Origin of the sequence: Paenibacillus sp. J23TS9 (genome assembly GCF_018403225.1) — a bacterium.
In the GTDB taxonomy this organism is placed as follows: domain Bacteria; phylum Bacillota; class Bacilli; order Paenibacillales; family Paenibacillaceae; genus Paenibacillus_AQ.
This window is the reverse complement of the sequence record NZ_BOSG01000006.1, coordinates 40718-52756: the sequence shown is the minus strand read 5'-3', so window position 1 is coordinate 52756 and position 12039 is coordinate 40718. Positions and strand designations below refer to the sequence as shown.

Here is a 12039-nt window from a genome sequence, read left to right as displayed (position 1 = left end):
AGGAAAGTTCTGTTCGATGATAAACCGTCTGGACTGCTGGCTTACACTCATCATTGAAGCCGCATTTATCGCCGATTTGTTTGATGTATTTTTCTATCCTATTCCAATTATATCTGTCCCTATACCTACACCATGATCTTGCGCAAACTACGGACATATCTCGACCGGATGATCAGAAAATATACGGTTTGCACCGCCGTGAAGGCCGCTGCTGTCATGAGGATCGGAGACATGATATGCGTTTGGTTCAATCCATGCAAAATCGGTACGACTACAGCCAGCGTCTCGATGATGGCCACGAATACCGGGATATAAAACAACAGCGCAATCTGCGTAGTTGCAGCCCGCGACATTTCCTCGGGGCTGAGTCCGATTTTGGACATGGCCTGGTACATTCGCTGATCTTTATTAAGCTCTGTATGCAGCTTGAAATAAAGGAAGCTGGCCGATGATACAGAAAAAATCAGGGCAATAAACACGCCGACAAAACTCATCATGGATGTTGCCTGCTTCGAAGATTGATAGTTTTCACCGCGGGAAAATAATCCGTAATTCCAGTGGTGTTCCTTACTTTTCTTTTGATTCCACTCGAACAGCTTTGTTCCCGCGATGACTTCCGGATCGGACAGTGAGGGAGGAGAACCATCCCAAGCAGGAACTTTATACAGGTACCGGGTGACTTTAGAAATATCCGGATCTTGTTGAAGCTTTTTGTACACGGTATCGTTGACCACCAGAAATGGAGAAGAAAATTGCCCGAATGGCAGAGTATCCGTATTCACGGTTTGCTTTACAGTAAGCTTTAGATTGGATTTGGCCTGAAGGCTCGCATTCGCGAAATCTTTATAGTTTTGGACATTGGTCGTCTGACACAAGATGAGTATCGCATCCGCTTCGGATACATCCTCAATGCCGGGAAGCCCCGTTTGCTCGGACAACAGACGAAACTTCGACACGGGCAGCAGATCGATTCCTTTGGTATCGCCGTTTAGGGTGAAGAGATGATGGAGAAGTTCGATCTTCAGCTCTGTATAATCAGCCCCATGAGCCTTAATCTCGGCTGTGATCGGCATCAGGTCCGGTTTGTCGTTATTGGAATCATAAACGGTATAAACCAAAGAATAAGGAGAATGGTTATAGAGCTCTCTGTTAGACTGACTCATAAACAAGAGAACGCTGGAAACCATGCAGGCGATAGCGGTAACCACCGTTACCATGAACAGCATGCGCGCATTATCCTTCAGCTTGTAGCTCATCTCGGAGATCCGGATCAGATTGGTGCTTCTCCACATGAATGGGCGGTTCTTTTTCAACAGCCGGACGATGATCACGGAGAGCTGCGTATAAAAGAAATAGGTGCCGGCAATCCCTGTCAGGGCAGCAATCATCAATGTGTTTTTCGAATACTCACCGCAGACGGACACAAAACCGGTAACCAGCAAAGCTGCACCCAATATCGACAGCAGCCAGGATACTTGAGGCTCTTTTTTTGGCATGGTGCTGCCTTTGAGCAGCTCAAGTACTTTCTTTTTGCGGATGAATAGAAGCGTGAATAGTGAAACTATCACAAACAGCACCATAAATGCGGAAGAGGTCACGATCAGTGCTTTGACAGGCCAATAAAAGGACAGCTCCACTTCTCCAATTATTTTGGTGCTGACCATAAGGAAAAGCTTGGAGATCAGCAGGCCGCCCGCGACACCGGTTACGATGGCACTGACACCAATCAGCATATTTTCAAGGAAAATAAGCCAATTGATCTGTCTTGTTTGTGCTCCCAGAATCGTCAGGATGCCGAACTCCTGGTTTCGTGCTTTCAGAAAAGCACTGATGGAATAAAGAACGAAGAAAAAGGAAAAAAGATAGATCACGTAAGACGCAATCCGCATGCTGGTTGCGATATATTTGCCAAACTCCGAATGGGAAATATCCGGATGATAAATGAACACGGAGTAGGCAAAGAAGATCATGACCATCACGGCGCTGCTCAGGAAATAGGAAATATAAGCACGCAGATTGCGCCTGACATTGTTAAACGCGAATTGAGGAAAGCTCATGGCTGTTACCTCCCCAGAACGACAGTGTATCGATAATATTTTGGAAAAAAGCTTGGCGGCTATCTCCACGGTGAATCTCGGCTGCCAGCTTTCCGTCCTTGATGAAAATAATCCGGCTGCAGTAGCTCGCTGCCAGCGGGTCATGCGTGACCAGCATCAGCGTCGTCCCATCCTGCTGGTTGATCCGCTCAAGCGACTCCATCACGTTCCTTGATGCATTGGAGTCCAGCGCACCGGTTGGTTCATCGGCCATGACGATGGCAGGCGAAGTGATCATCGCCCGGGCGATCGCAGTCCGTTGGCGCTGGCCGCCGGAAATCTCATAGGTCCGTTTTTTCAGAATATCGGTGATGCCAAGTCTGGCGGCCACTTGCTGCAGTAGGGAATCCATTTCGCTCAGATTCCGGTTATCCAGCGTAAGCGGCAGCACGATATTCTCAGCGACCGTGAGCGTCTCCAGCAGATTGAAGTCCTGAAAGACAAAACCAAGCTGTCTGCGGCGGAAGCGTGCCAGCTCGGATTTATTCATCTGATGCGGGCTCATTCCGTTGATTAACACTTCGCCCGAACTCGGTTCATCAATGGTGGATACCACATTGAGCAGCGTCGTTTTACCACTGCCCGAAGGTCCCATGATGCCAACGAATTCCCCCTTCTCAATGCTGAAATTGATATCGGATAAGGCGTGAGTGGTCACTTTTCCGGGATAGACCTTGCTTAGCGCTTTGACCTGCAATATATCCATAAGCTTCATTCCTTTCACATGGTTTGGCAGCTGCCCATGATGTCCTGACGGGCTGTGATACCAATCTACCAAAACTGGAAAAGCCCCTGCTATCGATTTAAATTAACGTTTCCTTACAGCTGGCTTAAGGTTATGTTCGCATGCTTCTGCATGGATGACACCTAGGAACGAGACGAAAGAAGCGCTGTACAGATATATAAGGCTTGTCCCAACCAAAGGACAAGATATATTCTGGGTACCGCGCTTCTTAATCATCTGCTAATAAGTTTCATGGTTAGGCGTATGGTGAAAAGTAAATCGCACCGTTGTCCCGTCACCAGGCTTCGATTCTATCGCCACCTGATGTCCAAGCCGGGAACAAATTTCACGCACGAGATAAAGCCCCATACCGGTTGATTCCTGATACTGGCGTCCCTGTTCGCCTGTGAAATAAGGCTGGAATACCCGCTTTAGGTCTTCCCGGGAGATACCGATGCCCTGATCTTGAATATCGAGCATGATCTGTTCACTGGACTTTCTGGCGGTGATGAGGATGGTTTGCCCTTTGCCTGCGGAATAGTTGACGGCATTAATCAGAATTTGATTGAGCATAAATCGCATCCACTTGGCGTCTGAATATACGATCCAATCTTCATCGATGCGGATATCCGGCTGAAGCCCTTTCCGGATGAAAAGTCTGCGATTCTCCGTCACGGCTTCTTTGACCGCTTGCAGCAGCCGGATTCGTTCTACCCGGAAGTCGTCCTCGAATTGATCCAGACGTGATGTGTAGAGAACCATCTCGAATCCTTTTCGCAAGCGCTCGAGCTCCTCCTGAATGCTGTCTGCCGCAGAGGTTTGATCAAAATCACGGAGCGTTAGCTGTATGACAGACAACGGAGTCTTCATCTGATGCACCCACCGGTTAATGAATACGATATGCTGGTCGATCCGTTTAACATGTATGCTGAGCTTGTCCTGATAATAACGGTCATAGACGCGAAGCATGTCCTGGACGGCTTCAGGCAGCGGCGCATCTCCAAGCGGTTCACGCGGCAGCTCCCTGTTCGAGGCAATACACTCCATGGCGCTTAAGCGCTGATACAGCTTTCGGAACTGAATATACCGGATGACCAGATACATCAGCAGAATAGCACTGCTCAGCATGACACCATAGCCGATAATGCGCAGAGGTCTGTTTTCACCGGAAAGCCAGTACAGCACCGGGATGAGCAGCATTTGCGCTATATAGCAGATGAGAAGGGGCGTCTGATCTTTCCAAAACAGCTTCATACTTCTTCTGCTCCGGCACTCAGCCGGTAACCCGCTCCCCGTACCGTTTCCACCATGCCGTCCGCCCCCAAATCCTTGAGCTTCTTCCTTACGCGTGTAATATACACATTCAGCGTATTGTCATCAATGTAATGCTCGTCGCTCCACATCAGATCCAGCAGCTGCTCCCTACTGACGACGCGGCCATCACGGTCCATCAGCGTTTCCAGCAGCACCGATTCCTTTTGCGACAGCTCGGAAGTTTGTCCTTCATATTGGATGACGTAGCGTTCCGGATAAAGCCGGAGCTTGCCTGCGTCGATTTTCCGTTCCTCCAGCGGCTGGGCATAAGAACCGGAAGCCCTGCGGAGATTACTGCGGATTTTTGCCAACACAACCTCGTAATGAAAGGGTTTCGTGATATAGTCATCTGCTCCATTTTCAAGAGCTATCACCTGATCCATTTCGTTCTCCCTGGCAGAGATAAACAGGATGGGGCAGAGAGATCGGCTGCGGATTTGTCTGCACCAGTAAAAACCGTCAAACTTGGGCAGGTTCACATCCAGCAGTACCAGATCGGGGGGGCATGCGACGAATGTCTCCATAACGCGGCTGAAATCGTCCACAGCCACTGTATGAAAATCATATTTTCTTAAATAATCACTCAGCAGACCGGACAATTTCCGGTCGTCTTCAATGATCAGGATGGTTTGTTTGTTCAAGAGAGAATCACCTGTACTTTATTTTCCTAATTTACGCACTATATCCATCTTATCATGAATCCGGCAGATTGAAATCCTGCTCCGCAGCCACGGCCGTACGCAGCATAGCATCCTGCAGATTGAAGGGGATGGCCGGCAGGGAAATCCGGATTTCCGTGCCTTTGCCTGGCTCGCTTCCAAGCGAGATGCCGTAAGGTTCCCCGTATTTCAGGCGGATGCGGTTGTGGACATTGCGGATGCCGATATGCTCACTCAGCAAAGCATCATCCGATTCAAGGATTTGGTTCAGTTCGGCGAGGCGTTCGGGCTTGATTCCGGTTCCGTTGTCCGTGATGGTCATGATAAGATTTCCGGATTGGCTTTGAGAGGCCTCGACATGAATGATGCCGCCTCTTCCCATGGACTCTAGCCCATGGTTAATGGCATTTTCTACAATCGGCTGCAAAATCATTTTAGGTACGGCCAGCTGCAGGAGATCGTCCGGGCAGCTCTGCTCGTAGCTTATTCTGCCGGAGAAGCGGAGCTGATGGATTTTCATATAGCTGCTCACGATCTGCAGTTCTTCCCCTAGCGCCACCTCGTCTCCTCCCTTAATGCTGTACCGGAGCATTCGGCTGAGAGCCCCGGTCATTTCGTAGGTTGCCTTACTGCCCTCCACGATCGCGATACCCTTGATCGTATCCAGCGTGTTGCTGAGAAAATGCGGGTTGATCTGGCTTTGCAGATAGGCAAATTCAATCCGCTGCTTCTCCAGCTCCGATTCATACAGCTCCGAGTTAGTCTGGATCAGCTGATGGGTCAATCCGTGAATCCGCTCCAGCATCGTATTGAACTCGTTAGAGATGACCTCTATCTCCGCATAGCCTTCCAGATGAACGCGGGAATGGAGAATTTCCAGATTTTGAGTCTTCAATTGCTTCATAAAGGACATCAGCCGGGACAACGGCTTCAGCACATTCATTTTCATAATGCTGTATAGGAAAAAAATAAACAGCAGTGTAAAGCCGGATAAGGTGTAGCTTGTCTTTTTTAATCTGTCCAGACCTTTCATCAGAATGCTGATCGGTGTGGCTGTCACAATTTTCCCCTGAATTTCCGGCAGCGCATTCGCTTGAATGATGTACTTGCTGCTTTTCCATGTCTCGGGAGATTCGGAGGCTTGTCCGCTGCTCAGCACAGAGCTTCTGATTTCACCCAGCAGGTCTTCGCCAGGTTCACTGTTAGAGTATACGAGATTATCGGAATCGAACAGATAGAAGCTGGTGCCGGCAAGGCGCGGAAACTTCTGAAATTCTTTATTAATATCCTGCACATCCAGTGCCAGCACCATAGTCCCGGCCTTTTCTCCATAAGCGATCCGGCTGCCGGAAGAGAAGATGTTCATCCCGAACAGGAAATGATCCCTTTCGTTAATCTGATTGCCTGGCACAAAACCGGCATAGTGGACGGTTCCGTCATCTCCGAGCCCATCCCCGACATATTCGGCCTGATTGATCACACCCTTCATCGAGACAAGCTTGTGATCATTGCTGACAATGGCGATATCAATAATGTCGGGATAGGTGCTCTTGATGACGCTCATCAGGCTTTGCACCTTTTTGGACAGCTCGTAAATTCTCAGGTTGTCATTTTCGGCGAGCAGATTCTGTACCGTGGCATCATAACCAAGATTAATCATCAGCTCGGATATATTGGAGTAGTTCGATGAAATCCGCTGCTTCATCATGGAGATCAGTTCTTCGTTATACTGGGTATTCTGTTCGATAATAAACCGGCTGGACTGTTGGTATACGCCCAAAATAACGACAGGAATGATAGCGGTAATAATCAGTCCGATGACAATGAATTGATAGCGGATGGAGAGCTTTCTGAAAAAGTTCATTGGGTTTGCTTCTCCCGATATTGGGTGGGTGTCATATTGGTAATCCGTTTGAATATCCGCGTGAAATAGAAGTAATCATTGAAGCCGCATTTATCGCCGATTTGTTTGATGGGATCGCTCGTTTCCTCAAGCAGCTTGCAGGCGTATTGGATCCGTTGATTGGATACATACTCGATGAAGTTTTCCCCGACTTCCTTTTTAAAAAGATGGCATAAGTAATTGGGGCTTAGGAAGAACTTTTCCGACAGGCCCTGGATCGACAGATCGTCCGTAAAATGATCATGGATATATTTCAGAATTTCCCGGATCGTTTTATGGGAGATGTCGGAGCGAATGGCGTTAGATTGATTCTCGAGGTAGTCCAGCGTGTGCTCTACGAGATAATCGATCATGGCATCGGCATGACCAAAGTGATAGGAGAGTTCCTCATAGCCTTCGAACATCCTCCCGCTGCCAGATACCCCGGTTCTGAAAAAATGATAGATTAACGCCGTGAACATCAGGTAGGCATCCTTCATGCTGAATTTACCTTCATTGAAATCATTCTTCGCCGTATTCATACAGGACATGAACTGCACCCGGTCTTTTCGGCTCAGCGCATCGGAGATATTTTTCAGTATCTCCTCTATTAAAGGATTGGTCTGCGGCGGCGGGCTGAAGATCCCCGGCCTGCCTGTTGTGAACGCGCCGTAAGACGCCAGGGAGGCCGTTTCCAGGGAGGCGTTCAGTTCCGTCAGATCAGATAGCGGGAATCCCGTTCCAATGCTGTACATGGAGCCCTGATGCGCCCGGCTGATATCCTGCAATAGAGCTTCCGCAGCCGTTTCATGAACGAGATAACCGAAGCGGCGCGGGCTCATCTGGAAGCTTAGATGCTTAATATGTTGCTGCAGCTTGGCCGCCTTGCTGCTCTGTACAACGATTGGCAGGATTGGATGAGCGCTGTCTGCACTCATTCCGGATTGCTGCAGCACCCGTTTCACGACATCCATGTCCCCGGAACAGATCGCTTCATAGAGATCGGGAATATACGAATGGCGGTTTTCTTTTTTTCGGGCATTGAGTACCTCGGCCAGCCGACTGAGCATACTGTCGATTTCTTCGATCTCAAACGGTTTGAGGCAGTAGCCGAACGTTCCATAATTCAACGCTTTCTGGGCATAGGCAAATTCCGCATGCGCACTGAGCACGACGAAGAGAGTGTCCGGAGAGGCTTCTTTTCCTCTCTTAATCAGTTCCAGCCCGTTCAGGACAGGCATTTTAATATCCGTCAGCACGACATCCGGACGAAGGGCTTTCACAAGCTCCAGCGCCTCATGCCCGTTTTCCGCGTCACCAATGACTTCAAATCCGCAGCTATTCCAGTGAACACCGGATTTAATGCCTTCAACGATCCATTTTTCATCATCTACAATCACAGCTTTATACATGATCTTCCCCCTTGAATTAAGAATACCTGACATGTTGCGTCAAAAAGGAAAGCGTATTCATTGTTCTATCGACAGAATACATGACTTTCATTATTTGGTAAACAGAAGGAGAAGACAGACGGTATAGAGATTTTTACGATAATTATATACAAAACTCAGATTGGACACCGGAGATCCTTTTATCTCGCAAGCGGAGTCCACATGTTTGCGGAATTATGTCTATATGCGGAGATTCTGCGGCTGAATATAATGGACATACAGCAAGCGGCAGGGGGATCGGGGCTGAGAAGAAACAGGATGCAAGCGCATACAAATAGGGTCAATGATTCTCCCTCCGGCAAATGGCTCAATCTATGAATAACGAAAGGCGGCGAATAGGGATGCAACGGGAAAGCAAAGCAGGAGGCCGTTCTTCGAAAAGCGGACTGTGGAACACGATGCTCCAATACAAGTATCACTATATGATGGTCCTACCGGTCATCGTCTGGTATATTCTCTTCTGTTATCTGCCGATGTATGGTATCACGCTTTCCTTCAAGACATTTGATTTCAGTAAAGGGATCCTGGGGAGCCCTTGGGTAGGATTCCAGCATTTCCGCGAGATTTCCCATGATCCGGAGTTCTGGAGCGCATTTAAAAATACAGTCATCATCAGCTTGTCCAAGCTGGTCATTCACTTTCCGCTTCCGATCATTCTGGCGATGGTGATCAACGAGTTCTCACGCACCAAGGCAAGAAAGTTTTTTCAGACCCTGTTTACCTTTCCGCATTTTATCTCATGGGTTGTCCTCGCAGGCATCCTGACCAATATTTTCAGTAATGACGGGATTTACATCCAACTGATGACGATGCTCGGCTTCGATGCTTCATCTCCTTTAGTGAGCGTGAACGGCTTCCGGCCCATGATCTACCTCAGTCATGTATGGAAGGAAATCGGCTGGGACTCCATTATTTATATGGCAGCGCTCACCGGGATCAATCCCGAGCTCTACGAAGCAGCGGAAATGGACGGGGCTAGCCGTCTGCAGCGTCTGCGGTATATTGCCTGGCCGGGCATCAAGAGCACAGTGGCTATTCTCTTTATTTTGACGATCGGTAATCTGCTAAGCCTAGGCTCCAGCTTCGAGCAAATTTTCAACCTGTATAGTTCCCCTGTGTATTCCGTAGCGGATACCATCGACACCTATGTCTACCGCACAACCTTTACGGTCGGCGCAGACTTCGGCTATATGACGGCAGTCGGGTTAATCAAGTCCGCGATCAGTCTGGTGCTGCTGGTTCTGGCGAACATGACCGTGAAGAAAATGGGCGAGCAGGGATTATATTAAACGCGCAAAGGGGGGCGATGACAGGTGGAGCAAACCTTGACCCGGAAAAAGAAAATCAGTACCTACGATGTGGTGGTCTATATCATCCTCGGCATCATGGCGATCATTACCTTCTATCCTTTTTATAATGTTCTCATCATTTCCTTCGCCCGGTTCGATGTCATCAGCAAGTCGAATTTGTACTGGCTTCCGAAGTCCTTTGATTTTTCGGCGTATAAGCTTATTTTCGGGGACGGCAAGTTTTGGAATGCATTTACCGTATCGGTGCTCGTGACGGTCTTGGGCGTGGCGTTCAGTATGATCATCTCCGTGGCCGGAGCTTATGCACTTTCCAAGAAGGGGATGCCAGGACGGAATCTGCTGCTGACGATGATCCTGATTACGATGTTCTTTAACGGGGGACTGATTCCCTTTTATCTGATCGTGAAGAACCTGGGACTGGTCAATAACATCCTCGTCATGATCGTTCCGGCGGGCATCAACACGCTGTATCTGATCATCATGAAGAACTATTTTAATACGATACCCGAAGGGCTGGAGGAATCGGCCAAGCTTGATGGGGCGAATGATTTTATGATCCTGCTGAGGATTATTATCCCGATATCCGCGCCGTTCATGGCGACCTTCGCTTTGTTTTACGCTGTAGAGAGATGGAATGAATGGTGGCATGCGCTGATCTTCATCAGTGACTCCGCCAAGGCGCCGCTTCAGATCTATTTGCGTGAGGTGCTTATTACGTCCAACTCTTCGCTGAACAGTATGGCCATGACCCTGGCGGAACAAAAAGCGACCACGAAGGTCTATACGCCAAGCCTGCAGATGGCGACCATCATCGTATCCTGTATTCCGATCATGCTGGTGTATCCGTTCCTGCAAAAGCATTTCGCAAAGGGCATTCTTGTAGGCTCCATTAAAGAATAAAGCACTAACACATACAGACACCGTTTAATCGAACATACAAAAGGGAGGGTTTTGATTTGAAAAAAATGCGCAGATACAGCATCCTGCTGCTGATGGTGGTTATGGTCGCGAGCATCTTCTCGGGCTGTGGCAGCAAAGACAGCGCAAATGAAGGAAGCAGCAGTACGCCGACGGACAGCAAGAGCACGGCGGCTAGTGATGATGATCCTTTCAAGGAGCATCTGGATATTTCGGTGGCGTTCTGGGACATTGACCAGACTGCAGAGAAGTTTGACAAGGACCCGATTTACCAGGATTTGATGAAGAAATTCAACATTACCATCAAGCCCGTGAATGTCACCTGGGATGACTATGTGCAGAAGTTCCAGATGTGGGCGGCTTCCGGTCAGCTTCCGGATATCTTCGCAACGGACGCGATTGGTACGCAGTATTACCGCAACTGGGTGAATCAGGGGATTGTAAAAGCACTGCCTGAGGATATGAGCAAATACCCGAGTCTGGCCGAGTATTTCGAAACGCCGGATATTAAGGGTCTTAGTGAAAATGGCAAGTACTACAGCATCCCAAGACGGATGTTCCCGACGGTGGACTGGAGTGTTCTCGACCGCGTCGTGATGTACCGCTGGGATCTGGCCCAGAAGGCCGGTATTACGAAAGAGCCCGAGACTTGGGATGAATTCAAAGCGATGCTTCAAGCTGTCGTGGACAAGGATCCGGAAGGCAAGCATATTACGGGTCTGACCTCTTCTACGACCAAAATGATCGGCGGCTTCTTCTGGCTGTACGGCAACCCTGCGGCGACCAGTGACGGCAGCGGCAGTGATTTCAAATGGATCAAGGAAGACGGTAAGTTCGTTCCGGCTGTATTCTCCAAAAAGGCACTGCCTGCACTGCAAAACATGAGAGAAATGTTCGACCACAAGCTCGTGGATCCGGATATCGCATTAACGAAGCCGGACACGGCGTATGACAAATTCGTATCTGGCAAGTCCGCGGCGCTTCTGGCTGGCGGCGGATTTCTGGGCATGGACCAGAACATTTATGAGAAACGTTGGAAAACAGCATATCCAAACGAAGATTTCACCCAAAACGTGAAGGTGTTGAAGCCGCTTGTCGGACCGGATGGCGAACGCTATCATCCTGTATTTAAGACGTATTGGTCTGAGAGCTATTTCAATGCCAAAATCGACGATAAGAAGCTCGACCGCATTTTACGCCTGTATGACTATATCCTGTCCCCGGAAGGCAATGATTTGCTGACCTATGGCGTGAAGGATGTGGACTACAAGGTGGAAGGCGACAAGAAGGTTGCGATCGGAGATACGTCCCTGAATGAGAAATATCCGGCAAAAGGCTTCCTGATGAACCTGGTCACTTACAATACTTCGAATGCTTATGACATGAATAACCCGACCATCGCCAATAAAGAAATCCGCCAGGAGGCTGTAAACTTCGTCGACTGGAGCAAGAAAAACTCCAAGGTGCCGGACTATGATATCCGCCTGACATACATGTCCACGCCAACCAAGGATAAATTCAGTGTTCTGGATCATGACGATCTGCTCAACATCATGCTGAGCAAAGACCCTGTCGACAAAGCATGGGAAAATACACTGAACAATTACAAGGCCAAGGGTCTGGATAAAGTGATCGACGAAGTAAACGCGAAAGCGAAAGAGCAGGGCATTGAATAGTTCAAAATT

Annotated in this window: 9 protein-coding genes; 3 read left to right on the top strand and 6 right to left on the bottom strand. The window is 48.7% G+C overall.

All coding sequences use genetic code 11. The features are described from left to right. Positions 1–125 precede the first annotated feature (125 nt). The 6 genes from KJS65_RS26100 to KJS65_RS26075 all read right to left on the bottom strand — a co-directional run bounded on the left by KJS65_RS26100 (position 126) and on the right by KJS65_RS26075 (position 8087). Entirely contained in the window at positions 126–2057 is a 1932-nt protein-coding gene (locus KJS65_RS26100) for an FtsX-like permease family protein (protein ID WP_213652762.1), read from the bottom strand. Then, a complete protein-coding gene (locus KJS65_RS26095) occupies positions 2032–2802 on the bottom strand; it encodes an ABC transporter ATP-binding protein (RefSeq protein WP_213652990.1) in 771 nt (256 codons plus the stop codon). The genes KJS65_RS26100 and KJS65_RS26095 overlap by 26 nt, the downstream gene beginning before the upstream one ends. Positions 2803–3060: 258 nt before the next feature. After that, positions 3061–4074 (bottom strand): sensor histidine kinase, encoded by a 1014-nt coding sequence (locus KJS65_RS26090; RefSeq protein ID WP_213652761.1) that lies wholly within the window; start codon positions 4072–4074, stop codon positions 3061–3063. Further along, entirely contained in the window at positions 4071–4775 is a 705-nt protein-coding gene (locus KJS65_RS26085; protein WP_213652760.1) for a response regulator transcription factor, read from the bottom strand. The genes KJS65_RS26090 and KJS65_RS26085 overlap by 4 nt, the downstream gene beginning before the upstream one ends. Positions 4776–4827: 52 nt before the next feature. After that, positions 4828–6657, bottom strand: coding sequence for a cache domain-containing sensor histidine kinase (locus tag KJS65_RS26080; protein WP_213652759.1), 1830 nt, complete (start codon positions 6655–6657; stop codon positions 4828–4830). Further along, positions 6654–8087, bottom strand: coding sequence for a response regulator transcription factor (locus KJS65_RS26075; protein WP_213652758.1), 1434 nt, complete (start codon positions 8085–8087; stop codon positions 6654–6656). The genes KJS65_RS26080 and KJS65_RS26075 overlap by 4 nt, the downstream gene beginning before the upstream one ends. 380 nt (positions 8088–8467) lie before the next feature. Here KJS65_RS26075 and KJS65_RS26070 point away from each other — a divergent pair, with 380 nt between their 5' ends. The 3 genes from KJS65_RS26070 (at position 8468) to KJS65_RS26060 (ending at position 12030) form a co-directional block, all read left to right on the top strand. Beyond that, on the top strand, positions 8468–9415 hold the full coding sequence (locus tag KJS65_RS26070; RefSeq protein WP_213652757.1) for an ABC transporter permease: 948 nt from the start codon (positions 8468–8470) through the stop codon (positions 9413–9415). 24 nt (positions 9416–9439) lie between these two features. Continuing rightward, positions 9440–10336, top strand: a complete 897-nt coding sequence (locus tag KJS65_RS26065) for a carbohydrate ABC transporter permease (protein WP_213652756.1) — start codon at positions 9440–9442, stop codon at positions 10334–10336. A 65-nt stretch (positions 10337–10401) separates the two neighbouring features. Then, entirely contained in the window at positions 10402–12030 is a 1629-nt protein-coding gene (locus tag KJS65_RS26060; RefSeq protein ID WP_244864893.1) for an extracellular solute-binding protein, read from the top strand. Positions 12031–12039 lie beyond the last annotated feature (9 nt).

Excerpts from the sequence above, each read along its gene's own strand:
- KJS65_RS26100 (WP_213652762.1), bottom strand. The coding sequence starts at position 2,057 with ATGAGCTTTCCTCAATTCGCGTTTAACAATGTCAGGCGCAATCTGCGT.
- KJS65_RS26095 (WP_213652990.1), bottom strand. The coding sequence starts at position 2,802 with ATGGATATATTGCAGGTCAAAGCGCTAAGCAAGGTCTATCCCGGAAAA.
- KJS65_RS26090 (WP_213652761.1), bottom strand. The coding sequence starts at position 4,074 with ATGAAGCTGTTTTGGAAAGATCAGACGCCCCTTCTCATCTGCTATATA.
- KJS65_RS26080 (WP_213652759.1), bottom strand. The coding sequence starts at position 6,657 with ATGAACTTTTTCAGAAAGCTCTCCATCCGCTATCAATTCATTGTCATC.
- KJS65_RS26075 (WP_213652758.1), bottom strand. The coding sequence starts at position 8,087 with ATGTATAAAGCTGTGATTGTAGATGATGAAAAATGGATCGTTGAAGGC.
- KJS65_RS26070 (WP_213652757.1), top strand. The coding sequence starts at position 8,468 with ATGCAACGGGAAAGCAAAGCAGGAGGCCGTTCTTCGAAAAGCGGACTG.
- KJS65_RS26060 (WP_244864893.1), top strand. The coding sequence starts at position 10,402 with ATGCGCAGATACAGCATCCTGCTGCTGATGGTGGTTATGGTCGCGAGC.